At 65.9% G+C, this 24,929-nt stretch carries 22 protein-coding genes; 15 read left to right on the top strand and 7 right to left on the bottom strand.

What is annotated here, in order from left to right; all coding sequences use genetic code 11:
* Positions 1–24: 24 nt before the first annotated feature.
* The gene (dnaJ, locus tag IVB26_RS00245; protein ID WP_247970104.1) at positions 25–1,155 is read right to left on the bottom strand and encodes a molecular chaperone DnaJ; all 1,131 of its coding nucleotides are present in this window, start codon (positions 1,153–1,155) and stop codon (positions 25–27) included.
* Positions 1,156–1,400: 245 nt separating this feature from the next.
* Positions 1,401–3,302 carry a molecular chaperone DnaK gene (gene dnaK / locus IVB26_RS00240; RefSeq protein ID WP_028139411.1) on the bottom strand — a complete coding sequence of 634 codons (1,902 nt, stop codon included), beginning with the start codon at positions 3,300–3,302 and terminating at the stop codon, positions 1,401–1,403.
* A 394-nt stretch (positions 3,303–3,696) separates the two neighbouring features.
* Between dnaK and IVB26_RS00235 the strand changes: the two genes are divergently transcribed.
* Positions 3,697–4,638 (top strand): hypothetical protein, encoded by a 942-nt coding sequence (locus tag IVB26_RS00235; protein WP_247970103.1) that lies wholly within the window; start codon positions 3,697–3,699, stop codon positions 4,636–4,638.
* Positions 4,639–4,857: 219 nt separating this feature from the next.
* Positions 4,858–5,580, top strand: coding sequence for a bifunctional nicotinamidase/pyrazinamidase (pncA, locus tag IVB26_RS00230; RefSeq protein ID WP_247970102.1), 723 nt, complete (start codon positions 4,858–4,860; stop codon positions 5,578–5,580).
* A gap of 143 nt (positions 5,581–5,723) precedes the next feature.
* Here pncA and grpE read toward each other — a convergent pair whose 3' ends face one another.
* Together grpE and hrcA are read right to left on the bottom strand one after the other, a co-directional pair.
* Positions 5,724–6,341: a nucleotide exchange factor GrpE gene (gene grpE / locus IVB26_RS00225; RefSeq protein WP_212082963.1), complete on the bottom strand. Its 618-nt coding sequence runs from the start codon at positions 6,339–6,341 to the stop codon at positions 5,724–5,726.
* A gap of 96 nt (positions 6,342–6,437) precedes the next feature.
* The gene (gene hrcA / locus IVB26_RS00220) at positions 6,438–7,526 is read right to left on the bottom strand and encodes a heat-inducible transcriptional repressor HrcA (RefSeq protein WP_247970101.1); all 1,089 of its coding nucleotides are present in this window, start codon (positions 7,524–7,526) and stop codon (positions 6,438–6,440) included.
* A 169-nt stretch (positions 7,527–7,695) separates the two neighbouring features.
* Between hrcA and rph the strand changes: the two genes are divergently transcribed.
* From rph to hemW, 3 genes are read left to right on the top strand one after another with little or no spacing between them, the layout of a single operon-like run.
* Positions 7,696–8,409, top strand: a complete 714-nt coding sequence (gene rph / locus IVB26_RS00215; RefSeq protein WP_247970100.1) for a ribonuclease PH — start codon at positions 7,696–7,698, stop codon at positions 8,407–8,409.
* Between the two features lie 11 nt (positions 8,410–8,420).
* A complete protein-coding gene (gene rdgB, locus IVB26_RS00210; RefSeq protein WP_247970099.1) occupies positions 8,421–9,056 on the top strand; it encodes an RdgB/HAM1 family non-canonical purine NTP pyrophosphatase in 636 nt (211 codons plus the stop codon).
* Complete coding sequence (hemW, locus tag IVB26_RS00205; protein WP_247970098.1) at positions 9,043–10,197, top strand: radical SAM family heme chaperone HemW; 1,155 nt, start codon at positions 9,043–9,045, stop codon at positions 10,195–10,197. Before rdgB ends, hemW begins: the two co-directional genes overlap by 14 nt.
* 112 nt (positions 10,198–10,309) lie before the next feature.
* Here the strand turns inward: hemW and IVB26_RS00200 are convergent, their stop codons facing one another.
* Positions 10,310–11,545, bottom strand: a complete 1,236-nt coding sequence (locus IVB26_RS00200; protein WP_247970097.1) for a penicillin-binding protein activator — start codon at positions 11,543–11,545, stop codon at positions 10,310–10,312.
* Between the two features lie 340 nt (positions 11,546–11,885).
* Here IVB26_RS00200 and rsmI point away from each other — a divergent pair, with 340 nt between their 5' ends.
* From rsmI to IVB26_RS00165, 7 genes are all read left to right on the top strand, one after another.
* Positions 11,886–12,836, top strand: a complete 951-nt coding sequence (rsmI, locus tag IVB26_RS00195) for a 16S rRNA (cytidine(1402)-2'-O)-methyltransferase (RefSeq protein WP_247970096.1) — start codon at positions 11,886–11,888, stop codon at positions 12,834–12,836.
* Positions 12,823–13,224: a YraN family protein gene (locus IVB26_RS00190; RefSeq protein ID WP_247970095.1), complete on the top strand. Its 402-nt coding sequence runs from the start codon at positions 12,823–12,825 to the stop codon at positions 13,222–13,224. The genes rsmI and IVB26_RS00190 overlap by 14 nt, the downstream gene beginning before the upstream one ends.
* Before the next feature lie 10 nt (positions 13,225–13,234).
* Positions 13,235–14,179 (top strand): glutathione synthase, encoded by a 945-nt coding sequence (gene gshB, locus IVB26_RS00185; RefSeq protein WP_247970094.1) that lies wholly within the window; start codon positions 13,235–13,237, stop codon positions 14,177–14,179.
* Between the two features lie 355 nt (positions 14,180–14,534).
* The gene (cpaB, locus tag IVB26_RS00180) at positions 14,535–15,341 is read left to right on the top strand and encodes a Flp pilus assembly protein CpaB (protein ID WP_247970093.1); all 807 of its coding nucleotides are present in this window, start codon (positions 14,535–14,537) and stop codon (positions 15,339–15,341) included.
* Between the two features lie 13 nt (positions 15,342–15,354).
* On the top strand, positions 15,355–16,872 hold the full coding sequence (locus tag IVB26_RS00175; RefSeq protein ID WP_247970092.1) for a type II and III secretion system protein family protein: 1,518 nt from the start codon (positions 15,355–15,357) through the stop codon (positions 16,870–16,872).
* Between the two features lie 52 nt (positions 16,873–16,924).
* On the top strand, positions 16,925–17,659 hold the full coding sequence (locus tag IVB26_RS00170; RefSeq protein ID WP_247970091.1) for a CpaD family pilus assembly protein: 735 nt from the start codon (positions 16,925–16,927) through the stop codon (positions 17,657–17,659).
* Positions 17,656–18,945, top strand: a complete 1,290-nt coding sequence (locus IVB26_RS00165) for an AAA family ATPase (RefSeq protein ID WP_247970090.1) — start codon at positions 17,656–17,658, stop codon at positions 18,943–18,945. The genes IVB26_RS00170 and IVB26_RS00165 overlap by 4 nt, the downstream gene beginning before the upstream one ends.
* 50 nt (positions 18,946–18,995) lie before the next feature.
* Here the strand turns inward: IVB26_RS00165 and IVB26_RS00160 are convergent, their stop codons facing one another.
* Entirely contained in the window at positions 18,996–19,769 is a 774-nt protein-coding gene (locus tag IVB26_RS00160; RefSeq protein WP_247970089.1) for a tetratricopeptide repeat protein, read from the bottom strand.
* Positions 19,770–19,848: 79 nt separating this feature from the next.
* Positions 19,849–20,094, bottom strand: a complete 246-nt coding sequence (locus IVB26_RS00155) for a PilZ domain-containing protein (RefSeq protein ID WP_091965316.1) — start codon at positions 20,092–20,094, stop codon at positions 19,849–19,851.
* Between the two features lie 227 nt (positions 20,095–20,321).
* Here IVB26_RS00155 and IVB26_RS00150 point away from each other — a divergent pair, with 227 nt between their 5' ends.
* The 3 genes from IVB26_RS00150 (at position 20,322) to IVB26_RS00140 (ending at position 24,842) form a co-directional block, all read left to right on the top strand.
* Complete coding sequence (locus IVB26_RS00150; protein WP_247970088.1) at positions 20,322–21,860, top strand: YifB family Mg chelatase-like AAA ATPase; 1,539 nt, start codon at positions 20,322–20,324, stop codon at positions 21,858–21,860.
* Positions 21,861–21,958: 98 nt separating this feature from the next.
* Complete coding sequence (locus IVB26_RS00145) at positions 21,959–22,432, top strand: hypothetical protein (protein WP_247970087.1); 474 nt, start codon at positions 21,959–21,961, stop codon at positions 22,430–22,432.
* A 184-nt stretch (positions 22,433–22,616) separates the two neighbouring features.
* Positions 22,617–24,842, top strand: coding sequence for an ATP-binding protein (locus tag IVB26_RS00140; RefSeq protein ID WP_247973378.1), 2,226 nt, complete (start codon positions 22,617–22,619; stop codon positions 24,840–24,842).
* The last annotated feature ends 87 nt before the right edge of the window (positions 24,843–24,929 follow it).

Raw genomic sequence — 24,929 nt, 5'->3', positions numbered from 1 at the left:
CGAAGGCGGTACGGTCAAGCCGACTCAACTCGCCCGATTACCGAAGAAATCCTTGACCTTGGCGAAGAAGCCCTCGGATTCCGGCTGGGTGTTGCCGGAGGACAGCTTTTCGAACTCGGCCAGCAGCTCCTGCTGCTTCTTGGTGAGGTTCTGCGGCGTCTCGACCACGACCTGAACATACATGTCGCCCATCTGGCGCGACCGCAGCACCGGCATGCCTTTTGATGCAATGCGGAATCGGCGGTTGGACTGGGTCCCGGCCGGCACCTTCACCTTGGCCTTGCTCTTCTCGATGGTCGGCACCTCGAATTCGCCGCCGAGGGCGGCCGTCACCATCGAGATCGGCACACGGCAATGCAGATCGGCGCCGTCGCGCTGGAAGAACTGGTGGTGGGCCAGCGACAGGAAGATGTAGAGGTCGCCGGGCGGACCGCCGCGGACCCCTGCCTCACCCTCACCGGCGAGCCTGATCCTTGTGCCGTCCTCGACACCCGGGGGAATGTTGACCGAAAGATTCCGCTCGCGGGTGACGCGGCCCTGGCCCGAGCAGGACGGGCAGGCATCCTCGATCATCTGGCCGCGGCCCTGGCAGCCCGGACAGGTCCGCTCGAGCGTGAAGAAGCCCTGCGACTGACGCACGCGGCCGGCGCCGCCGCAGGTCGAACAGGTCTTGGGCTTGGTTCCGGCCTTGGCGCCGATGCCCGAGCAGGCCTCGCAGGTGACCGAGACCGGAATCTCGATCTGCGCGGTCTTGCCGCCAAAGGCTTCCTCGAGCGTGATTTCCATGTTGTAGCGCAGGTCGGCGCCGCGCTCGCGGCCGCCGCGGCCGCGCTGCCCGGCCATGCCGAACAGATCTTCGAAAATGTCGGAGAAAGAAGAGGCGAAACCCGCGCCGAAGCCGGCACCACCACCGCCGCCCTGCTCGAAAGCCGCATGACCGTAACGGTCATAGGCGGCGCGCTTGTCCTTGTCCTTGAGGACCTCGTAGGCCTCGTTGAGTTCCTTGAATTTGACTTCGCTGGTCTCATCCCCCGGATTGCGGTCGGGATGAAATTTCATGGCGAGCTTGCGGAACGACGACTTCAGCTTGCCTTCGTCGGCATCGCGTTCGACCTCGAGGGTCTCGTAATAGCAGCGCTTGGTGGACGTGGACATGTCGGGCTCGGTCTATCCAATCGCGATTCAAGTCGGAGCGAAACAACGTCGCCACGCGACAATATAGGCGGCCTTCCGCCTGGCGGCAGAGGGCTGCATGGCAACGTTCAGCATAACGGCTGGGAATTGATTGATCGTAACGGGCACCCGTCCCGTCGAGCCCAACACGACGGCCTCCCCCGTAAGGGAGGAGGCCGGTAGCGCGTGTGGGGTCCAAGCCGTCCGCATCGTCACCCTCTCGGGGCTCAGGCGGACTTCTTGTTGTTCTTGTCGTCGTCGACCTCGGTGAATTCCGCGTCGACGACGTCGTCCTTGGCCGCGTCCTTCTTGGCGTCGGCCTCGGCCTGCTGCTTGTACATGGCCTCGCCGAGCTTCATCGACGCCTGGGCCAGCGTTTGGGTCTTGGCCTTGATCGCCTCGGCATCGTCGCCCTTCAGCGCTTCCTTGAGGTCGCCGACGGCATCCTCGATGGCGCGGCGCTCGGTCTCGCCGACCTTCGAGCCGTGCTCGGCCAAAGCCTTCTCGGTCGAATGCACCAGACCATCCGCCTCGTTCTTGGCGGTCACGGCCTCGCGGCGCTTCTTGTCGGCCTCGGCATTGGCCTCGGCGTCCTTGACCATCTTCTCGATGTCGGCTTCCGACAGGCCGCCGGAGGCCTGAATGCGGATCTGCTGCTCCTTGCCGGTGGCCTTGTCCTTGGCCGAGACGTTGACGATGCCGTTGGCGTCGATGTCGAAGGTCACCTCGATCTGCGGCATGCCGCGCGGGGCCGGCGGAATGCCCATCAGGTCGAACTGGCCGAGCATCTTGTTGTCGGCCGCCATTTCACGCTCGCCCTGGAAGACGCGGATGGTGACCGCGTTCTGGCTGTCCTCGGCGGTCGAGAACACCTGGCTCTTCTTGGTCGGGATCGTGGTGTTGCGGTCGATGATGCGGGTAAACACGCCGCCCAGCGTCTCGATGCCCAGCGACAGCGGGGTCACGTCGAGCAGCAGCACGTCCTTGACGTCGCCCTGGAGCACGCCGGCCTGGATCGCGGCGCCGATCGCCACGACTTCGTCCGGGTTGACGCCCTTGTGCGGCTCCTTGCCGAACAGCTGCTTCACGACTTCCTGGACCTTCGGCATGCGCGACATGCCGCCGACCAGAACCACTTCGCCGATCTCACCGGCGGTGACGCCGGCGTCCTTCAGCGCCTTGCGGCAGGGCTCGACGGTCTTCTGGACGAGATCGTCGACCAGTGCCTCGAACTTGGCGCGGGTGAGCTTCATCGTCAGATGCTTCGGGCCGGTCTGGTCCGCGGTGATGAAGGGCAGGTTGATCTCGGTCTGCGTCGTCGAGGACAGTTCGATCTTGGCCTTTTCAGCGGCTTCCTTCAGGCGCTGCAACGCGAGCTTGTCGTTGCGCAGGTTGATGCCCTGCTCCTTCTGGAATTCGTCGGCGAGATAGCCGACCAGGCGCATGTCGAAGTCTTCGCCGCCGAGGAAGGTGTCGCCGTTGGTCGACTTCACCTCGAACACGCCGTCGCCGATCTCGAGGATCGAGATGTCGAACGTGCCGCCGCCGAGATCGTACACCGCGATGGTGCCGGTCTTGGTCTTGTCGAGGCCATAAGCAAGCGCAGCCGCGGTCGGCTCGTTGATGATGCGCAGCACTTCGAGGCCCGCGATCTTGCCGGCGTCCTTGGTCGCCTGGCGCTGGGCGTCGTTGAAATAGGCGGGAACGGTGATGACGGCCTGGTCGACCTTCTGGCCGAGATGGGCTTCCGCGGTCTCCTTCATCTTCTGCAAGATGAACGCCGAGACCTGCGAGGGCGAGTAGGTCTGGCCGTCGGCCTCGACCCAGGCGTCGCCGTTGGAAGCCTTCACGATCTTGTAAGGGACGAGCTTCTTGTCCTTCTCGACCATCGGGTCGTCGTAGCGGCGGCCGATAAGGCGCTTCACTGCGAAGAAGGTCCGCTCGGGATTGGTAACGGCCTGGCGCTTGGCCGGCTGGCCGACGAGGCGCTCACCGTCGTCCGTGACGGCGACGATCGAGGGCGTCGTGCGCATGCCTTCGGAATTCTCGATGACTTTGGCGTTCTTGCCGTCCATCACGGCAACGCACGAATTCGTGGTGCCGAGGTCGATCCCAATGACCTTTCCCATGGTCCTGATATCCTTCTTTTTGCAGCAGGTTGGCTGGGCCCAGAAGGCACCCAAACCGAAACCCCCTAAGATCAAACATCCGCGATATTGCGATGATTGAGGCTCATATAGGAGGGGGGGAGGGGCCCGCAAGGACCGAAGCTAGGTTTCTGCCGCGAAAACATTGGGTTTTGGAAGAACATATCCGGGCTTTACCGCCTTGCGGGTGAGGAATTATTAACAGGTTCAGGCCTCGGCAAGCCCCCGCTTCCGCAGCCGGTCCTCGCCCTGTTGCCGCAAGCCCAAACCCGGTACAAGGCGGACCGGCCGGGCCGCCGCCACGGCTGCTTCGCGCGACAAAGCGGCCCGGTGGCCGACCATCGAACGGCCTCAATGTGAACCAATCAGAGTGCCCATGAAGCTGATCCGTCCCCTCGCCGCGCTCGCCCTCTTCATTGCCTCCGCGTTTCCGGCGCTTGCCGCTGATGCCGTGTTTCCGCCCGGCTTGCGCCTCGGCATGGTGCCGTTGGTCGGCCTCAACACGGCAAAAACCTTTCCGGGCTTCGAGAGCGAGGATGGCAGCGTCAAGGTGCTGATCACCGAGCTGCCGCCGGCGGCCTATGGCGAGGTCGTGAGCGCCTTCAATTCCAATCCGGCCGGCGCGAATGGCGTCAAGCAGGACAAGGTCGAGACCCCCGCAGGCCTTGCCTATTTCACCACCGAAAGCGGCAAGGCCGGCGAGACCCCGGTGAAGCGCTATTCGATGATCGTGCCGGGCGCCGGCTTCTCCGGTTATGTCGCGGTGCAGATCCCGGAGAATGCGACCAAGATCTACACGGATGAAGCGGTGCGGCAGATGTTTGCGACCGCCGCCACCCGCAAGCAGGTCTCGGCCGAGGAGCAGATCGCGCTGATGCCGTTCAAGATCACCGATCTTGCCGACTTCAAGGACATCCGCACGCTGGCGCCCGGCTCGAGCATCATCCTGGCCGACGGCGACGAGAGCACCGGCTATGAGTCGAAGCCGTTCATGATCCTCGGCGTGATCGGCGCCACCCCGCAAGCCGCCGACGACCGCGCCCGCTTCGCCCAGGAGGCGGCGCTTCAGATCCCCGGCGTGCGCGAATCGCGCGTCACCATGTCCGAGCCGATCCGCATCAACGGCCAGCAAGGCTTCGAGACCCGGATCGACGGCGTCAGTGGCAAGGACAAGACCCCCGTCACCGTGGTGCAGTGGATCCGCTTCTCGAGCGGCGGCGCCTCGCTGCGCATCATCGCCAGCGCCCCGCGCGAGCAATGGCTCGCCGCCTTCACCCGCTTCCGCGCCGTGCGCGACGGGATTCAGCCGAAGGGGTAGTTGCATCTCCGAACGAGATGCGCTCCCTCCCCCGCCTGCGGGGGAGGGCTGGGGAGAGGGTATCTCCTCATTGGGACAATCTCCCGAGGATCGAACCCTCACCCGGCGCGCGGCCCACGCCCAACCCCTCACCAATACCGGCCGCATTTTCGGGCTTCTGTTCGTGTACGAACGGAACTAGGCTTCGCTCCCGTTGGATCATCCCAAGGGAGGCGAACGATGCTGGACCGACGACAAGTCTTGGCAATGCTCGGAACGACGGCGCTGGCGAGCCTCGCACCAACGGCGATGTTTGCAGCGGCATCGATCAAACCTGACGAGACCTCCGCGCTGCTCGTGATCGACGTGCAGAACTGCTTCCTGCCCGGCGGCAGCCTCGCGGTGAAAGAGGGCGAGCAGGTGGTGCCCGTCATCAACAAGATCTCGAAGGCGTTTGCGAATGTGGTGATGACGCAGGACTGGCACACGCCGGGCCACGTCTCGTTCGCGTCAGTGCATTCGGGGAAGAAGCCGTTCGAGACCGTCGACCTTCCCTACGGCAAGCAAGTGCTGTGGCCCGACCATTGCGTGCAGGGCACCGATGGTGCCGCGCTGTCGAAGGACCTTGCGATCCCGCACGCCGAACTCATCATCCGCAAGGGTTTTCACAAGGACGTCGACAGCTATTCGGCCTTTCTCGAGGCCGACGGCAAGACCTCGACGGGACTTGCCGGATACCTCAAGGGGCGCAAGATCAAGCGCGTCTTCGTTGCAGGGCTGGCGACGGACTTCTGCGTCGCCTGGACCGCGCTCGACGCGCGCAAGGCAGGCTTCGAGGTCTATGTGGTGGAAGACGCCTGCCGCGGCATCGACACGCAGGGTTCGCTGGCAAAAGCCTGGGCCGATATGGCCAAGGCCGGCGTGAAGCGGATTCAGTCTGCGGACATCGCGGCGAGCGCGTAGGCGACGCGCAACACTGCAAAACCCTCATCCTGAGGAGCGCGCCTCTTCGCGCGCGTCTCGAAGGATGAAGGCGCCCGCTGCAGCACCTTGGCCTTCATGGTGCGAGACGCCGCGCAAGCGCGGCTCCTCACCATGAGGGACTATTAGTTCGGCGCGTCGCTCGACTCGTTGTTGTTCGCCGCCGGAGCGGCCTTTGCACCGCCCTTTGCGACGCCGACCAAAGCCGGACGCAGCACGCGCTCGCCGATGGTATAGCCGGCCTGCATGATCTGGACCACAGTGCCCGACGGCACCGACGGATCGGGCACTTCGTACATCGCCTGGTGGAAGTTCGGATCGAACTTTTGGCCCTGCGGATCGAGCTTCTTCACGCCATGCTTCTCGAGCGCGTTGAGCAGCGATCGCTCGGTGAGCTCGACGCCCTCGATCAACGAGGTCAGGCCGGGATCGGCCGTGGCGCGGGCCTCAGCCGGAACGGCATCGAGCGCGCGCTGGAGATTGTCGGCGATGTCGAGCACGTCGCGGGCAAAGCCGGTGATGCCATAGAGGCGGGCGTCGGCGACTTCCTTGGCGGTGCGCTTGCGCAAATTCTCCATCTCGGCCAGCGTCCGCAACATGCGGTCGCGCGCCTCGGTGGCTTCCTTCTGCAAGGTTTCGACCGAGCCGGGCTCGGGATCGTCGGGCATGATGTAGGGCTTTGACACCACGGGCTCGGGCGTCGGCGCGGTCGTGTCTTCGGGTTGCCGGTCTCGATCGGTCATCGGCTCTAATCTCGAACTCGTTTCCAGGGATTGTTGGCCCGGATATCGGGCCTGGAGCCATGAAAATCAAGCGCCCGTGATCGGCGGAAACGCCGATCAGCCCCCCAGCAGCCGGCTGACGATGCGGGCGGCGTAGTCCACGGTCGGGATCACGCGGGCATAATTCAGCCGCGTCGGGCCGATCACGCCCAGGACGCCGACGATGTGGCCGGCGGCATCCCGATAGGGCGAGATGATGGTGGAGGAGCCTGACAGGGAAAACAGCTTGTTCTCGCTGCCGATGAAGATGCGCACGCCTTCGGCGGTCTCGGCCCGGCCCAGGAGGTCGATGACGCCGCGCTTGGTTTCGAGATCGTCGAACAAAAGGCGCACCCGCTCCAAATCCTCCAGCGCGTGGAGATCCTCCAGCAGATTGGCGTGGCCGCGGACGATGAGCTGCCGGTTCTCGTTCTCGCCGCCGGACCAGCTCGCGATTCCGGCCGAGATCACCTTCTGCGTCAGTTGATCGAGTTCGGCGCGGGCTTCCCCGAGCGCAGTCTCGAGCTCGAGCCGCGCCTCGGCCAGGGTGCGGCCGCGGATCCGCGCATTGAGAAAATTGCCGGCCTCGGTGATCGCCGAGGAGGGAACTCCGGGGGGCAGCGACAGCACGCGGTTTTCGACCTGGCCGTCCTCGCCAACCAGGATCACCAGCGCCTTTTCCGGTTCCAGCCGGACGAATTCGATATGCTTCAGCCGCGCATTGGATTTTGGCGTCAGCACCACCGCGGCGGCACGGGTCAGTCCCGACAGCCGCGTCAGGGCCTGGTCCAGCGCCGCCTCGACCGATTGCGCCTGGCCTACGGTGGCAAGCTGGCTCTGGATCGCCGCACGCTCATCCTCCGTGAGGTCGCCGACCTGCATCAGGGCATCGACGAAAAAGCGTAAGCCGAGTTCCGTCGGCAGCCGGCCAGCGGAGGTGTGGGGCGCGTAGATCAGGCCGAGCTGTTCCAGATCGGCCATGACGTTGCGGACCGAGGCCGGCGACAACGGCATCGCGATCAGGCGCGAGATATTACGCGAGCCCACGGGCTCACCGGTCGCGAGATAGCTTTCGACAATTTGACGAAAGATGTCGCGGGAACGCTCGTTGAGCTGGGCAAGGCCTGCGCGCGGCGCGATCAGCTGGATCGGATCGTGATGGGCCACCGACGGTAACTCCTCTCAGATCCTCATAATTTGTCCATCCCGGGCGCTTCTGACAAGCGTGGCGTTTGCGGGCACGAAATCAGGGGGTGAAAAAACCTTGCCGCCCACCCTCACCCCCCCTACAAGCACCGCCAACAGCCCTACACCTGCGAGTTTTGGAGGATTTCCCATGCGGCCAAGCCGCCGTGCGCCCGACGAATTGCGCCCCGTGACGCTGGAGCGTGGCGTGGTCAAATATGCGGAAGGCTCCTGCCTGGTGAAGTTTGGCGACACCCATGTGCTGGTGACCGCCACGCTGGAAGATCGCCTGCCGCCGTGGCTGAAGGGCCAGGGCCGCGGCTGGGTCACCGCCGAATACGGCATGCTGCCGCGCGCGACCTCAGAACGCACCCGCCGCGAGGCCTCCGCCGGCAAGCAAAGCGGCCGCACCGTCGAGATCCAGCGCCTGATCGGCCGCTCGCTTCGCACCATCGTCGATCTCGAAGCGCTCGGTGAGCGCCAGATCACGGTCGATTGCGACGTGCTCCAGGCCGACGGCGGCACGCGCACGGCCTCGATCACCGGTGCCTGGGTCGCGCTCGCCGATTGCATCAACTGGATGAAGGCGCGCAACATGATCAAGGCCAACGTCATGCGCGACAACGTCGCCGCGATCTCCTGCGGCATCTACAACGGCACGCCGGTGCTCGATCTCGACTACGCCGAGGATTCCGAAGCCCAGACCGACGCCAATTTCGTCATGACCGGCGATGGCCGCATCATCGAGGTGCAGGGCACGGCGGAACGCGAGCCGTTCACACAGGACGAGTTCCTGGCGCTGATGGCACTGGCGCGCAAGGGCGTTGCCCGTCTGGTAGACTTGCAGAAACTGGCCGTGGCGTAGTCAATAGGCCCATGCACCGCCGAATCACGGACAAGCTCGTTATCGCGACCCACAATCCCGGCAAGCTCGCCGAGATGCGGGAGCTGCTTGCGCCGTACGGCATCGCGGCGGTGTCGGCCGGCGAGCTCGGCCTCGCCGAGCCGGACGAGACCGGCAGCGATTTCCGCAGCAACGCGGCGATCAAGGCGATTGCGGCGGCCAAGGCGACCAAGCTTCCCTCCTTCGCCGATGATTCCGGCATCGTCGTCGACGCGCTGGACGGCGCGCCCGGCATCTACAGCGCGCGCTGGGCCGGTCCGAGCAAGGACTTCAACGCGGCGATGGCGCAGATCGAGCGGCTGTTGCAGGAGCGCGGCGCCACCACGCCCGACAAGCGCAAGGCGCACTTCGTCTCCGCACTCTGCGTCGCCTGGCCCGACGACCATCTCGAAGAGGTCGAGGCGCGCGTCGACGGCACGCTGGTCTGGCCGCCGCGCGGCAATGCCGGCTTCGGCTACGATCCGATGTTCTTGCCCGATGGCCACAACCGCACTTTCGGCGAGATGGAAAGCATCGAGAAGCATGGCCTGCCACCGCTTGGGCTCGGCCTGTCGCACCGCGCCCGCGCCTTCGTGAAACTGGCGGAGATCTGCCTTGAGCCGCGCTAAGGAAGCCTTCGGCGTCTACGTGCACTGGCCGTTCTGCCTGTCGAAATGTCCCTATTGCGACTTCAACAGCCACGTCCGCCACGCCGCGATCGACGAGGCGCGCTTCGCCTCCGCCTTCGAACGTGAAATCGAAACAACCGCGCAGCGCGCGCCGGGCCGCGAAGTCACCTCGATCTTCCTCGGCGGCGGCACGCCGTCTTTGATGCAGCCTGCAACCGTCGGCGCCGTGCTCGACGCGATCGGCAAGCACTGGACCGTCGCAGGCGACGTCGAAGTCACGCTGGAGGCAAACCCGACCAGCGTCGAGGCCACGCGCTTCGCCGGTTATCGCACCGCCGGCGTCAATCGCGTCTCGCTCGGCGTGCAAGCGCTCGACGATGCCTCGCTGAAGGCGCTGGGCCGGTTGCACAGTGCGCGCGAGGCGCTCGATGCCGTCGCCATCGCACGGCGCTCGTTCGACCGTTACTCGTTCGATCTGATCTACGCCCGCCCCGACCAGACGCCGGCAATGTGGGCCGATGAGCTGCGTCTCGCGATCGATGAGGCGGCCGAGCATCTGTCGCTCTATCAATTGACGATAGAGGAAGGCACGCCGTTCTTCGGCCTGCACCAGGCCGGCAAATTGAAGACGCCGGACGAAGCGGTCGCGCGCGCCCTCTACGACGTCACGCAGGAAACCTGCGACAAGCTTGGGCTGCCCGCCTACGAGATCTCCAATCACGCACGGCGCGGCGCCGAGTGCCGGCACAATCTCGTGTACTGGCGCGGCGAGGAATATGCCGGGATAGGTCCGGGCGCACACGGCCGGCTCGACATCGATGGCGTGCGCCACGCCACCGCCACCGAGAAACGTCCCGAGGCCTGGCTGCTGCGGGTCGAGACCAACGGCCACGGCGTCGTCACCGACGACCTCCTCAACAGCGAGGAGCGCGCCGACGAATTCTTGCTGATGGGGTTGCGTCTCGCCGAGGGCATCGACCCCGAGCGCTACACCGCGCTGTCAGGCCGTTCGCTCGATCCCAAACGCATCACCCTGCTGCGCGAAGAAGGCGCGATTACAGTGGATGCAACGGGACGCTTGCGCGTGACCAGCAGCGGATTCCCGGTGCTGGACGCGGTGGTGGCGGATCTCGCGGCGTAACGAGACGCCGTAGGGTGGGCAAAGCGAAGCGTGCCCACGCATTTTTCGCTATCGAGAGAGATGGTGGGCACGGCGCTAACGCGCCTTTGCCCACCCTACGGCACTGCCCGAGCTACGCCCCAAAACTCTTCGGCGAGCCCGCGACCGCAACGCCGCCGCCCTGCGTCACCTTCATCACCGCGAGGCCCCGCTCGTTGGTGCCATCGGCGCGGAAGCGGAACAGGCCGTCGATGCCGGCGAAGCCGGAGGCGTTGGTAAGCACGTCTGGCGAGAAGCGCGTCGTTCCCTGCGTGCGCGCGAGCGCGGCGACGAGGGCGACCGCGTCATAGGCGAGCGTCGCGGTGCGGATCGGCTCGGCGCCGTATTTGGTGCGGTACCGGCCGGAGAATGCACGGAAGCCGGCCGGGTCCGGCGCGGCATAGAGACCACCTTGCAGGGCGGCGTTGGCATAGACGCGCGGACTGTCCCACAGGCCGGTGCCAAGCAGCTGGATGTTGCGCAAATTCGCACCCGCGGCGGTCATCGCATCCGCCACCGACACGACGGCATCGCCGTCATCGGCAATGAACAACGCATCCGCGCTGCCGAGCTGCTGCGCCACAGTGCGCGCCGGCGTGGCGCGATCGGCGCCGTATTTCTCGAAGGCGACGATGCGCCCGCCACGCCGCGGCACCGCCGCCTTCACGGCGGCTTCGACGACATTGCCATAGGCATTGTCGGGCACGAGCACGGCGACCGAGCGCTTTCCGATGCTGGCGGAATATTCGACGATGCGATTGACGTCGGACTCCGGCAGGAACGAGAGCAGATAGACGCCGCGGCCGGCGATGCTGGAATCGGTCGAGAAGGCGATCACCGAGATGCCGCGCGTGCGCGCGACTTGCGCCACCGCCGGCACCGACTGCGCGAACAGCGGCCCCAGGATGATCTCGGCGCCCTCGTCGACGGCCTGCTGCGCGCTGGCCTGCGCACCTTGCGGGCTGCCATTATCGTCCTTGATCAGGAGCTGGATGTTCGGGTTCTGGAACTCGGCCAGCGCCATCTCGGCGGCATTGCGCATGGATTGCGCAGCAAGACCGGCATTGCCGGCGGCCGAGAGCGGCAGGATCACGGCGACCTTGACCCCGCCGGTGCCGGCGGTCGTCGCCTGCTGCGGCGGGCCGGCCGGCTGTGCCGGCGGCGCAGAGGAACTGCTGAACGGGTTGGAGAACTGGCTCAGACTCTGCTGCACGCCGGCGCAGGCCGACAGCAGGGGTGCTCCGAGCAGCAGGCCGAGCGCACTCCTTCGGGTCGCCCCCGATATCAGGGACCCCGGAACGGGAGACTTTGGATAACGCGGGCCCACCATGGCAGCTTCTCTTCTGACCCGCCTTCTCGCCGGCCGGTCACGACATTCCTTCCACGACACAAGCCGCGGATTCAGGCATATTGTCGGCAAATAGTTAACCGAAACAAAAGGATAATGGCCGCTTAACGCGGCCGCCTTTCCGTCCCGGCAGCTGTTCGCCGTCGCTTACGCAGCATCAAGGCGGTGTTTCCGTCGCGAATATGGCGCGAGGGCCCTCACTCCCTCTCGACGTGATCCTGATCGATCACATTCCCGTCCGTTCCTCACCCCTCACCTCGGCGCGATCTTTTTCCAGGAGCCGGTTCCCAGCCCTGCGGATCGTGCCTAAGTTGACTTCATTATGCGCGCAAAGCCGGCCCCGATAAATACGCCTGAAGCTCAAGACGCCGCCTCGCGCGGTTTCTCCATCGATGCCCACCGGCTCGCGGCGCCGAAGGCGGCTGCTGGCCTGCATCTGGTCGCGACCCCGATCGGCAATCTCGGCGACATCACGCTGCGGGCGCTCCAGACCCTCGCCGGGGTCGACGTCATCGCCTGCGAGGACACCCGCATCACACGGCGCCTGACCGAGCGCTACGCCATCACAGCAACGCTCAAGCAATATCACGAGCACAATGCGGAAGCCGCGCGACCAAAGATCCTGGAGGCGCTGGGACAGGGCGGCTCGATCGCGCTGGTCTCCGACGCCGGCACGCCGCTGATCTCCGATCCCGGCTTCAAGCTGGTGCGGGAGGTCTGCGCCGCCGGCCATGCGGTGTACGCGCTGCCCGGCCCGTCCTCGGTGCTCGCCGCTTTGTCGGTGGCGGCGCTGCCGACCGATCGCTTCTTCTTCGAGGGTTTTTTGCCGGCGAAATCCGCCGCGCGCCGCGCGCGCCTTGCCGAACTCGCCCGCATCGACGCGACGCTGGTGATGTTTGAATCCGGCAACCGTGTGCAGGATACGCTTGCCGAGCTCGCCGAAATCATGGGCACACGCGAGGCCGCGATCTGCCGCGAACTGACGAAGCTGCATGAGGAAATTTCGCGCGCGAAGCTAGCCGAGCTCGCGCGCGATGCCGATGCGCTGGAAACGCGCGGCGAATTCGTGCTGGTGATCGCTCCGCCGGCGGCCGATGCCGAGGTGCTGACGCCGGATGCGCTGGACGATCTCTTGCGCGAGCAGCTCGCCACGCACAGCGTCAAGGATGCCGTCGCGCATGCGGTCGCGCTCTCGGGCCGGCCGCGCCGCGAGATCTATGCCCGCGCACTCGAGCTCGCAAAGGATTCGCGGGGCGGCGATGGCGAAGACTGAGATCCCGCGGGAACCAAAGATCGCCTCGCCCGAGCGCGTTGCCGCATTCCACACCGGCATCTCGGCCGAGAGCCGTGCCGCCGCCTATCTCATGGCGAAGGGCTATCGCATCCTCGCAAAGCGCTACCGCACCCCGCACGGCGAGATCGACATCGTGGCGCGCCGCCGCAATCTGATCGCGTTCGTCGAGGTCAAGGCGCGGGCGACGCTGGACGACGCCGCTTTCGCCGTGACGCCGCGCCAGCAGCAGCGCATCATCGACGCCGCGCAAGGCTGGCTCGTAGCGCATCCCGAGCATGCCGAATTCGAATTACGATTCGACGCCATGCTGATTGCGCCGCGCTCACTTCCACGCCATGTGTTGGCGGCATTCGACGCCTCGACCTGAAAGGCAGACCATGAAACTGAACGTCGCCGTCCAGATGGACCCCATCGCCCGCATCAACATCAAGGGCGATTCCACCTTTGCGCTGCTCCTGGAGGCGCAGAAGCGCGGCCATGGCCTGTCCTATTACACGCCCGACAAGCTCTCGATGGTCGGCGAGGAGATCGTGGCTCCCGTCCAGCTCCTGACCGTGCGCGACGAGCCCGGCAACCATTTCACGCTCGGCGAGCCGAAGCGCGAGGCGCTGAACGGTTTTGACGTGGTGCTGCTGCGCCAGGATCCGCCGTTCGATCTCGCCTACATCACCTCGACGCATTTCCTGGAGCGCATTCATCCGAAGACGCTGGTCGTCAACGATCCGGCCTCGGTGCGCAACGCGCCGGAAAAGCTGTTCGTGATGAACTTTCCGCAGCTGATGCCGCCGACGCTGATCTCGCGCGACCTCGACGAGATCAACGCCTTCCGCGACAAGCACGGCGCCGTGGTGATGAAGCCGCTGCACGGCCACGGCGGCGCGGCGGTGTTCCGCGTGATGCCGCAGGACATGAATTTCGGCTCGCTGTTCGACATGTTCTCGGTCACCTTCAGGGAGCCCTGGGTGATCCAGCAGTTCATCCCCGAGGTGAAGCACGGCGACAAGCGCATCATCCTGGTCAACGGCGAGTTCGCCGGCGCTGTGAACCGCGTGCCTGCCGCCGACGACCTCCGCTCCAACATGGTGCGCGGCGGCGCCGCGCAGGAGACCGAGCTCACCCCGCGCGAGCGCGAGATCTGCGCCACGGTCGGCCCGGCGCTGCGCGAGCGGGGCCTGTTGTTCGTCGGCATCGACGTCATCAACGGCAACCTCACCGAGATCAACGTCACCTCGCCCACCGGCATCCGCGCCATCGCGCGCCTCGGCGGCCCCGACGTCGCGGCGAAGGTCTGGGACGTGATCGAGCAGAAGCGGGCGAAGTAGCCTCAGCTTGTAGCCCGGATGGAGCGCAGCGTAATCCGGGGTCTCACAACGTGTTCCGCGGCCCCGGATTGCGCTTCGCTCCATCCGGGCTGCGGACGATGCGCGCGGCCACTGGCGCGCACTAACCACCCGTTCACCATGACGCGCCGCGTCCACGCGCGCGCCGCGCACTGCGTGAAACTACGGGGCCGCTGGCCGACCGAATAACGCCGCGTTCACCATCTGCCGAGAACCAGCATCGTGGCTGGTCATCGCGTTCGGCCTCGCAACACCCCTTATACTTTTACTCCCTACTCATCGACACGGGGGAACACGCCAGGTGCGGTTCGAGTGCCCCGCGTATGAGTAAAAGCGTATGAACACCGCACGCATTGTCGTTCTCGTCATCGCGCTGGCCGCCGGCGGCGTCGCTGCGTATCTGGCGAGCAGCTATCAGAATGCGCCCGCGCCCGCTGTGCCCGTCGCCGAGAAGCTGCCGACGGTCGAAGTCCTCATCGCCAAGAACGACATCCAGCTCGGCCAGGCCCTCAAGCCCGAAGACCTGCAATGGCAGACCTGGCCGGCGGCGACTGCGAGCAGCGCCTTCATCCGCCGTGACAACAGGCCCGAAGCCCAAACGCAGATCGCCGGCTCGATCGCGCGCGTCCCCCTGATGCAGGGCGAACCGATCCGCGAGCAGAAGCTGGTCAAGGCCGAAGGCTCCGGATTCATGGCCGCGATCCTGCCGTCGGGCATGCGCGCCGTCTCTACCGAGATTTCAGCCGAGACCGGCGCCGGCGGCTTCATTCTGCCGAACGACCACGTCGACATCGTCCTGACCCGTCGCCTGAAGAATCCCGATGGCGCGAGCGGCGGCAACGACCTCATCCTGTCCGAGGTCATCCTGAGCAACATCCGCGTGCTCGCGATCGACCAGGCGCCGAAGGAAAAAGACGGCCAGAACGCCGTGATCGGCAAGACCGTCACGCTCGAGCTCAAGCCCGACCAGGTCGCCACGCTGTCGGCCGCGCGCCAGGGCGGCACGCTCCAGCTCGCGCTGCGGAGCATCGTCGATGCCAAGGCCGTGGAGAGTCCGGTCGAGGAACAGGCGGCCAAGCGTTCCGACGGCGTCAACGTGATCCGCTACGGGGTGCAGGCGCGGCAACTGACGTCACAGAAGTGATGATGGGGATAGCATGAAGGACGGGGATGATCGGACGGGCTTGCGCATTCGGGGGAAGCGCGCGCGCTCGTTCTTGGCGGGGACGATGCTGATGCTGGGGCTGCTCGCAGCCCCCGACTGCGTCAGCGCCGCGGATGCGCCGGTCGGTGACCAGGCGCCGATGCAGGCGCCGGATCTCGACGTGTCGCCGGTCGCGACGATCGCGCCCGCGAGGTCGCGTTTTCTCTCGCTTGGCGTGGGCAAATCCGTCGTCATCGACCTGCCCCGCGAGGTCAAGGACGTGCTGGTGGCCGATCCCAAGATCGCCAATGCCGTCATCCGCTCGGCCCAGCGCGCCTATATCATCGGCGGCCAGGTCGGCCAGACCAACGTCGTGTTCTTCACCGCCGACGGCCAGCAGGTCGCCGCCTACGACATCGCCGTGAAGCGCGATCTCAACGGCATGCGCGCGGCCCTTCGCCAGTCCCTGCCCGGCGTGCAGATCGAAGGCGTCGGCGACAGCGTGATGCTGACGGGATCGGTTTCGAGCCCGGTCGAGGCACAGCAGGCCGGCGACGTCGCCGCAAAACTGGTCGGCGGTTCGGACAAGGTCGTCAACAACATCGTCGTGCGCGGCCGCGACCAGGTGATGCTCAAGGTCGTCGTCGGCGAAGTGCGCCGCGACATCGTCAAGCAGCTCGGCGTCGATCTCAGCGCCAGCCTGAACGCCGGCACCGCGGTAGTGAATTTCAACAATTCCAATCCGTTCTCGGTCTCGGGCGGACCGATCGTCGGCAGCAACGGGCTCGGCGTCGCCGGCCTCGCCAAGGGCTTCGCCACCGTCAGCGCCACCATGCGCGCGATGGAGAGCGCCGGCGTCATGCGCACGCTCGCCGAGCCGAGCCTGACCGCGATCTCCGGCGAAGCCGCCACGTTCGTTGCCGGCGGCGAGTTCCCGATCCCCGCAGGCTATAACTGCGATCCGATCACCCGCTCCTGTGCTACCCAGGTCACCTACAAGAAGTTCGGCATCTCCCTGAACTTTACCCCGGTCGTGCTCAGCGAGGGCCGCATCAGCCTGCGCGTGATGACCGAGGTCTCGGAGCTGTCGAACACGAACTCGATCACGTTGACTCAGGCGGTGTCCGCGACAACGAACAACTCGATCACCATCCCTTCGATCCAGACCCGCCGCGCCGAGACCACGCTGGAAATTCCCTCCGGCGGCTCGATGGCGATGGCCGGGCTGATCCAGCAGAAGACCAAGCAGGCGGTCAACGGCCTGCCCGGCGTCGACCAGGTGCCGATCATCGGCGCGCTGTTCCGCAGCCAGGACTTCGTCAACAACGAGACCGAGCTGATGGTGATCGTGACGCCCTATGTGGTGCGCGCGGTCGCCCAGAAAGAACTGGCACGGCCCGACGACGGCTTCGCACCGGCTTCGGACGCGCAGTCGGCGCTGCTCGGCCGCATGAACCGTCTCTACGGCATCGCGCGCCGCGTCGATCCCATCGCCGGCACGCCGGGTGATTTCGGCTTCATCATCGACTGAGACGGACGGTTTTGGGGACCGGACAAGAAACGGGGCAAGAGGGGACCAGGCGATGACGACAACACCAGCCGATCGACGTCGCAACTTGCGGATCGCACTGGCACTGACCGGCCTTTCCGTCGTGCTCGGCGCCTGCAACACCACCGGCGAGATCGTCACCCAGACGGTGCCGACCGACTATCGTCAGCGCCACCCGATCGCGGTGCAGGAAGGCAAGAAGTCGATCGTGATCTTCGTCGGCAAGGCGAGGGGCGGCCTCTCGGCCGCGCAGCATTCGGACGTCGCGGGCATCGCGCGGGACTGGGTGCGCGAAGGCACCGGCTCCGTCGTCGTCGATGTCCCCGTCGACAGCGCGAATTCGCGCGCGGCGGCGGCAACCTATCAGGAGATCCGATCCGTGCTCGCATCCGGCGGCGTGCCGTCGCGCGCCATCGTTCAGCATCCCTATCGCCCTGAAGATCCCGGGCTGCTGCCCACCATCCGTCTGAGCTATTCCCGGATTGCCGCCGTCGCTGGCCCCTGCGGCCTGTGGCCGGAAGACGTCGGGCCCAACATCCTCGATCCCGGCTACAACGAGAACCGGCCCTATTTTAATCTGGGCTGCGCCAGCCAGCGCAATCTCGCTGCCATGATCGACAACCCCGCCGATCTCGAGCAGCCGCGCGCCGAGACCCCCGCCTATACCGCACGACGCGACATCGCCTTCGAGCGTTACCGCAAGGGCACGCCGATCGCGACCCCCTCACCCGATTCCGACAAGGCCAAACTCAGCGATACCGGCAAATGACACGTCTCCACGACGAAGACGCGGACGATCCGCAGCACCCCGACGAACACATCGCGCCGGTTCCTCGCATCTCGGTGCAGGCCTTTTGCGAGACCGAGAAGACGCTCGCCGCGATGACCGCGGCGGGGCAGGACCGCCGGCTCGCCAAGGCGCATCTCACCGCCAAGGACGGCGGCCTTGCCGCGGCGATCGAAGTCTATGAATCGATGCCGACGCCGAACGTGATCGTGATCGAATCCGACGGCACGCGCGACATCCTCGAGGGACTGGACGACCTCGCCGGCGTCTGCGACCCCGGCACGCGCGTGGTCGTGATCGGCAATCCCAACGACACCGCGCCCTATCGCGAGCTGGTGCGCCGCGGCGTCAACGACTATGTGGTCGGACCGGTCGAAACCCTCGACGTCGTTCGCTCGATCTGCAGCCTGTTCTCGGCCTCCGAGGCCATCATCACCGGCCGCGTCATCGCGGTGGTCGGCGCCAAGGGCGGCGTCGGCGCTTCCACCGTCGCGCACAACGTGGCCTGGACCATCGCCCGCGACCTTTCGCTCGATTCGGTCGTGATCGACCTCGACCTCGCCTTCGGCACCGCGGGCCTCGACTACAACCAGGACCCGGCGCAGGGCATCGCCAACGCAGTGCTGTCGCAGGACCGGCCGGACACGGCGCTGATGGAGCGCCTGCTGTCCAAATGCACCGAGCGCCTCAGCCTCCTCGCTGCGCCTGCCAGCCTTGACCGCGTCTACGATTTCGGCGCCGAAGCCTTCGACGCCATATTCGACACGCTACGCATGACCACGCCCTGCATCGTGCTCGACGTCCCGCACCAATGGTCAGGGTGGACGCGGCGCGCGCTGGTGAATGCCGACGACATCGCGATCGTCGCCGAGCCCGACCTCGCCAATCTGCGCAACACCAAGAACATGCTGAGCGTGCTGAAAGCAGCGCGACCGAACGACCGGCCGCCGCTGTACTGCCTGAATCAGGTCGGCATGCACAAGCGCGCGGAGATCGAGGTCAAGGCGTTCGCCAAGACCATGGAGAGCCAGCCGATTGCGGTGATCCCGTTCGATTCGAAACTGTTTTCGACCGCGGCCAATAACGGCCAGATGATCGCGGAAGTCTCCAAGAATCACCGCACCACCGAGTTGTTTCAGAACATGGCGAACCGCCTCGCCGGCCGCGGCGAGGTGAAGAAGCCGAAGCGCTCGTTGCTCGCGCCGCTGCTGAAGAAGCTGAAGGGCCGGTCGGGGCGCGGATCAGCCCCGCATCGCAAGGCGTCGTAAGGGCTGGAAGCCTTTTCGAGCGAAGTGGAAAAAGAACCTCTGCGGGCGGGCTATTTGTCCGCCCGTTGCTGCTTCTTCGCCAGCAACTGCCGCAGCGCAGTGACCTTTGCCGCGGCCTGATCGGGCGGCAGATCGGCCTTCACGAGGATTTCGGCCTCGGCCTCGCGGCCTTGCAATCCCAGCACGAGCGCCAGATTGGCGCGGACCCGCGCATCGTTCTGATTGCGCTGATAAGCGCGGCCGAGCACCTGTTCGGCCTTCGACAGATTGTTTTGCAGCATATAGGACAGGCCGAGATTGGACAGCACGGTCGGCTCGTTCGGCACGATCTTCAACGCCGCGGCGTAATATTGCTGCGCTTCCTCGTTGCGGCCGAGCTGATCGAGCGCCGCGCCCTGCGCCGACAGGATGCGCCAATCGGGATCTTCAGGCGAATGCGCGCGGCCGAGGACGTCGAAGGCCTGCTGGAAATTACCGTTGTCGGCGAGCGCGCGGCCATAGCCGGCGAGCAGCGCCTTGTTGCTGGAATGACCGAGCACGGCCTGCTCCATCACCGCGACCGCCTGCGCGCGCTGGCCGCTCTCGCGCAGCGCCTTGCCGTAGGCGAGCGCAAGGTCGGGATCACCAGGCTTGGCGCGATAGCGCGCACGCAAAGCGTCCATGTCCGGCGTGGGGTCGGCCTTATCAGCCGTTTCCGATCTGACGCCGAGCGCGCCGGTCACGTCCTCGATGCCGGCGGTCTGGCAACCGCCGAGGGTGAGCACCAGGAGTGCGGGAAGCAGCAATCTCGCCGCAGGAAAGGCGAGGGACGAACGCTTGGACATACTCTGATCACTCGGCAACTGATCAGAGATGCTTACCGATTAACGCTAAAGTCCCGTTAAGGACGCGCTCCCAAGGACCCTAGTCGGTGAATTCGGCGCCGAACTCGCAGCCGATGCGCCAGCGCAGGCGGCATTGCCGGGAATAGTCGGGCGCGAAGATGATGGTGAATTGCGGCGGCACTTCCAAGAATTCCGCCACCACTTTCACGCCGCCATCCGAGATATCCGTGATCGTGCAGTCCCGCGGCAGCGACCCCGCGCCAAAATGGATCTTGGCGAGCCGGCTGCACATCCGACGTTCGCTTCTCCGGCGATTTGCAAGCATTTGAATTGTTCACCCGTTGACCACGGCCCATCCCGCAGCCCTAGGAGTAGCGGACATTCGTTGGAATGTGCTGAGGACAGAAGCTGGCATTCGAAGCGTAGTGTCGGCTTGGCGTTTACGAATGCTTAGGATTCGCCGCCCCTGCGGGATTGTTCCCGTATTGTTCTTGCGGAAGGCGCCGGGCTCTGCTACCCCTAATTGTGCGAGAGGGGCAGGCTGGTTTGAGCATGGTTCAGCGGGTTTCTACCGTCGCCTTTGAGGGGATCGAGGCCCGCGCGGTCGACGTGCAGGTGCAGGTTGCGCCTGGCCTGCCGGCGTTCGCCATCGTCGGCCTGCCGGACAAGGCGGTGTCGGAGGCGCGCGAGCGGGTGCGCTCGGCGCTGATCGCCTCGGGCCTCGCGCTGCCGGCGCGCCGGATCATCGTCAATCTGGCGCCGGCCGACCTGCCCAAGGAGGGCAGCCATTACGACCTCCCGATCGCGCTCGGCCTGATGGCGGCGATCGGCGCGATCCCGCCGGATGCGCTGACCGGCTTCACCGTGCTCGGCGAGCTTGGCCTCGACGGCTCGATCGCGCCCGTGGCCGGCGTTCTTCCCGCCGCCATCGGCGCCAATATGCGCGAGGAAGGGCTGATCTGCCCGGCGTCCTGCGGCTCCGAAGCGGCCTGGGCCAGCCCGGACATCCAGATCATCGCAGCACACTCGCTGATCCAGATCGCCAACCACTTCAAAGGCACGCAGGTGCTGTCGCGGCCTTTGCCGAAGGTGCATGAGGCCGCCGCGTCCACGCTCGACCTCCGCGACATCAAGGGTCAGGAGAGCGCCAAGCGGGCGCTGGAGATCGCGGCCGCCGGCGGGCATCACCTGCTCATGATCGGCGCGCCCGGCGCCGGCAAATCGATGCTGGCGGCGCGGCTGCCCTCGATCCTGCCGCCGCTGTCGCCGGGTGAGCTGCTCGAAGTCTCGATGATCGCGTCCGTCGCCGGCGAGATCGAAGGCGGCGCGCTGACGGCGCGGCGGCCGTTCCGCTCACCGCATCATTCCGCCAGCATTGCCGCGCTCACTGGCGGCGGCATGCGCGCCAAGCCCGGCGAGATCTCGCTGGCGCATCAGGGCGTGTTGTTTCTCGACGAGCTGCCCGAATTCGATCCGCGCGTGCTGGATTCGCTGCGGCAGCCGCTGGAGAATGGCGAGGTCGCCGTGTCGCGCGCCAACCATCGCGTCACCTACCCCGCCCGCTTCATGCTGGTCGCGGCGATGAATCCGTGCCGCTGCGGCAACGCGTTCGAGCCCGGCTATGCCTGCAAGCGTGGCCGCATCGACCGCTGCACCGGCGATTACCAGGCGCGCATCTCGGGCCCGCTGATGGACCGCATCGATCTGCGCATCGAGGTGCCGGCCGTGACCGCGGCCGATCTGATCCTGCCGCCTCCGGCGGAAGGCTCGGCCGAGGTCGCCGCGCGCGTCGCCGCGGCGCGCGACATCCAGCTCGCACGTTATGCCGATGCCGGTCTGCCCAATGTCCGCACCAATGCCGAGGCCCCCGCCTCCGTGCTGGAGGAGATCGCAAAGCCTGACGCGCAAGGCGCCAAACTGCTGCGCGATGCCGCCGAGACCATGCGGCTGTCGGCGCGCGGCTATCACCGCGTGCTGCGGGTGGCGCGCACGCTGGCCGATCTCGATCATTCCGACAAGATCGGCCGGCTGCATCTGGCCGAAGCTTTGTCCTATCGCGCACTCGCGGAGGATGTACGCCAGCTGGCTTGATCATTCTGCGCATCAACCCGGCGGTAACGAGTTTCCTTTACGCTCTGCAAACCATAAGGCCCGATGAGTTCCCAAGTGGCTTGTGCGAGTAGAGCGTCATGTTGCGTTTCAAGATCCTGGCCTCGGTTGTTCCCCTCCTGGCGGCTGTTGCATTCGCCCGCGGCGAGATCGGATCGGTCTCACATCCCTGCATCGCGCTCGGCGACACCTCGGTCGAGCTGACCTCACTGTTCTGGACGGCCGGCGTGCACGTCGCCTTCACCGACGATCCGGAGCACGCCACTGTGCGGGTCCAGATTACCGACGATGCCGACGCCGCGGATTTCGCCGTGGTCGACGACGGCCTAGGTTCCGAACCGGACTCCTGCCAGGCCAATCCGTCGACCCGCCTTGTGTCGATTGCCGCTCAGCCCGTCGATGGCGGCCAGGTGATCTATCTCTCCACCGAAGGGCCGGCCGATTACCGCATCTATGTGCGCTCGAAATCGTTCTCGCAGCGCGAGGCGGCGGCGCTGATCGTCGGCGCCCATGGCGGCCATCGCCCGCTCCCGCTCCAGGCCGCCTCGCTGTAAATAGTTTGAGCATGATCTTTCGGAAAACCGCCGAACACTTTTCCGGATCATGCTTTGAGGCGTTAACACCTCGTTAATCCTGTTTGGAGGCAACGCCAAAGCCTCAAGCTGTTCGCAAGGTCGGCGCGACATCGTCACAGCCGGCGGGTGGCAGGATTTTCGAAAAGAGTCGGGGTCGGTGACGATGGGTCGGACGTTCCGGATCAAGGTACGCATGCGCCGCTTCAGGCGACAGCACCCCCGAATTGCCTTTGCGATCCGCTCCTTCATGATCTTCTCGGCGACCTTCGGCGGCGCCTATGGTTTCGTGACCGGCAGCCGGTCCGAGAATTCCGGCTACGATCCCCACACCTTTGCAATCGGCGCGAGCTTCCTGTTCGCGCTCGCCTGCCTCGGCCTTGCGACCTTGAGCATGCGCCTGCGCTTCGTCAACAAGCGGCTGCGTAAGCTCGCCGCCCACAACGAGGCGCTGATCGACCGCAATTGGGAGCTGAAGGAAGCGGAAGAACGCGCCCGCAGCCTGTTCGAACAGCAGGGCGACCTCATCGTGCTGCGCGACACGAGCGGCCGCATCACCTTTGCCAACGAGGCCTATTGTGCACTCGCCGGACAGGTGCGCAGCGCGCTGGTCGGCACGCGTTTCGACTTCGACGTGCTGGAACAGGGCGACAGCGCGCGCGAGAGCAACGGCACGCGCATCCACGACCAGAAGATCGCAACCCCCTTAGGCGCGCGCTGGATTGCCTGGCGCGAGGGCTACGTCCGCCTCGACGCCGGGCAACCCGCCGAATTGCAGAGCGTGGGACGCGACGTCACCGACCGCACCGAGACCGAGCGCGCGCTGTCCGACGCGCGCGACCAGGCCGACGCCGCCAACCGCGCCAAATCGCGCTTTCTGGCGATGGCTTCGCACGAGATCCGCACGCCGCTGAACGGCATCATCGGCATGGGCGGCCTCTTGCTCGACACCAATCTGACGCCGGAGCAGACGACCTACGCCAGAGCGGTGAAGACGTCAGGCGAAGCCCTGATGGCGCTGATCGAGGAGCTGCTCGACTATTCCAAGATCGAGGCGGGCAAGCTCGATCTCGAGCAACGCCCGTTCGCGCTCTCGACCCTGGTCGAGGAGATCACCGAGCTGCTCGCGCCGCGCGCGCAGGCAAAGCAGCTCGAAATCGCGGCCTATGTCGACGAGCGCCTGCCGCTTGAAGTCGTCGGCGACGCCGCGCGGCTGCGCCAGGTTCTGCTCAATCTCGCCGGCAACGCCATCAAGTTCACAAGCAACGGCGGCGTCGCGCTGATCGTCGAACCCGGCATTTGGCCGAACGAGATCAGCTTCCTGGTCCGCGACACCGGCATCGGCATCGCACCGGAAGCACAACAACGCATCTTCCGAGAGTTCGAGCAGGCCGACGAGCGCATCGCCCGCACCTATGGCGGCACCGGGCTCGGCCTTTCCATCAGCGAGCGCATCGCAAGGCGCATGGGCGGCCGGATCACGCTCACGAGCGAGCCGGGCAAGGGCTCGACCTTCGAGATCGCGGTGCCGCTTCCGCCGTCGCAAGCCAGCGCGGGACAGACGGCCTTTCCGAGTCCCGACCTCGCCGGCAAGTCGATGCTCCTGGTCGCCGACGGCATCGAGGCCTCGCTGATCGCGCGGCGCCTGGAGCGTTGGGGCGGCCAGACCTGCATGGTTGCGGATGCAGCGGTCGCCGAAGCGCTGCTGCCCGAACGCTCATGGCACGCAGTGCTGATCGATCGTGCGATCGGCCCTGCCATGGCCGACCGCCTGGGCGAAATGGCCCGCACGCATGCGCCACAGCGTCTCGTGCTGCTGACGTCGAGCTCGCGCCATGAAAAGTTGTCGCCGGCCTTCACCGGCTTTCTGGTGAAGCCGCTGCGGGCAGCCTCGCTCGCCGCGCGCCTCGCGCGGACGCCGGAGGTCGCCTCACCCGATCTCGCGCCGGAACCACCGGCCGACGCGGCCGGCGCGACTCAAGCAAAGGGCTTGTCGATCCTCGTTGCCGAGGACAACGAGATCAACGCGCTCTTGATGCGCTCGCTGCTGACGAAACTCGGCCATCGCGTCGTCATCGCCGTCCACGGCGAGGCCGCGCTGGAATCCTGGCTCGCCGCGTCATCGGCCGGCACGCCCTATGATCTCGTGCTGATGGATATCCAGATGCCGCAGCTCGACGGCATCGAGGCGACGAAACGCATCCGCGCGCATGAGGCCGCCACCGGCAGCCATCACACGCCGATCCTCGCGCTCACCGCCAACACGCTGGCGGAGGATCGCTATGCCTGCTTCGAGGCAGGCATGAACGGATTTCTGATCAAGCCGCTCGACCGGGAGAAGCTTGAAGAGGCGCTGGCTGGCCTGGCGGCATCACGGCGGCTGGCGGTCTGACCCGGAATTTCGCGGGAACCTTCATCGCGGCGAGCAGTCGATAATTGAAATCGACCGCCTTGCGCGTCACCATCAGCTGGGGGCGTT

Source organism: Bradyrhizobium sp. 195, from assembly GCF_023101665.1.
Taxonomy (GTDB): Bacteria; Pseudomonadota; Alphaproteobacteria; order Rhizobiales; family Xanthobacteraceae; genus Bradyrhizobium.
The sequence above is the reverse complement of the archived record's forward strand: the minus strand, read 5'-3'. Positions and strand labels throughout refer to the sequence as shown.

Coding starts and splice junctions, on each gene's coding strand:
- dnaJ (WP_247970104.1), bottom strand. CDS start 1,155: ATGTCCACGTCCACCAAGCGCTGCTATTACGAGACCCTCGAGGTCGAA.
- dnaK (WP_028139411.1), bottom strand. CDS start 3,302: ATGGGAAAGGTCATTGGGATCGACCTCGGCACCACGAATTCGTGCGTT.
- IVB26_RS00235 (WP_247970103.1), top strand. CDS start 3,697: ATGAAGCTGATCCGTCCCCTCGCCGCGCTCGCCCTCTTCATTGCCTCC.
- pncA (WP_247970102.1), top strand. CDS start 4,858: ATGCTGGACCGACGACAAGTCTTGGCAATGCTCGGAACGACGGCGCTG.
- grpE (WP_212082963.1), bottom strand. CDS start 6,341: ATGACCGATCGAGACCGGCAACCCGAAGACACGACCGCGCCGACGCCC.
- rph (WP_247970100.1), top strand. CDS start 7,696: ATGCGGCCAAGCCGCCGTGCGCCCGACGAATTGCGCCCCGTGACGCTG.
- rdgB (WP_247970099.1), top strand. CDS start 8,421: ATGCACCGCCGAATCACGGACAAGCTCGTTATCGCGACCCACAATCCC.
- IVB26_RS00200 (WP_247970097.1), bottom strand. CDS start 11,545: ATGGTGGGCCCGCGTTATCCAAAGTCTCCCGTTCCGGGGTCCCTGATA.
- rsmI (WP_247970096.1), top strand. CDS start 11,886: ATGCGCGCAAAGCCGGCCCCGATAAATACGCCTGAAGCTCAAGACGCC.
- IVB26_RS00190 (WP_247970095.1), top strand. CDS start 12,823: ATGGCGAAGACTGAGATCCCGCGGGAACCAAAGATCGCCTCGCCCGAG.
- gshB (WP_247970094.1), top strand. CDS start 13,235: ATGAAACTGAACGTCGCCGTCCAGATGGACCCCATCGCCCGCATCAAC.
- cpaB (WP_247970093.1), top strand. CDS start 14,535: ATGAACACCGCACGCATTGTCGTTCTCGTCATCGCGCTGGCCGCCGGC.
- IVB26_RS00175 (WP_247970092.1), top strand. CDS start 15,355: ATGAAGGACGGGGATGATCGGACGGGCTTGCGCATTCGGGGGAAGCGC.
- IVB26_RS00170 (WP_247970091.1), top strand. CDS start 16,925: ATGACGACAACACCAGCCGATCGACGTCGCAACTTGCGGATCGCACTG.
- IVB26_RS00165 (WP_247970090.1), top strand. CDS start 17,656: ATGACACGTCTCCACGACGAAGACGCGGACGATCCGCAGCACCCCGAC.
- IVB26_RS00160 (WP_247970089.1), bottom strand. CDS start 19,769: ATGTCCAAGCGTTCGTCCCTCGCCTTTCCTGCGGCGAGATTGCTGCTT.
- IVB26_RS00155 (WP_091965316.1), bottom strand. CDS start 20,094: ATGCTTGCAAATCGCCGGAGAAGCGAACGTCGGATGTGCAGCCGGCTC.
- IVB26_RS00150 (WP_247970088.1), top strand. CDS start 20,322: ATGGTTCAGCGGGTTTCTACCGTCGCCTTTGAGGGGATCGAGGCCCGC.
- IVB26_RS00145 (WP_247970087.1), top strand. CDS start 21,959: ATGTTGCGTTTCAAGATCCTGGCCTCGGTTGTTCCCCTCCTGGCGGCT.
- IVB26_RS00140 (WP_247973378.1), top strand. CDS start 22,617: ATGGGTCGGACGTTCCGGATCAAGGTACGCATGCGCCGCTTCAGGCGA.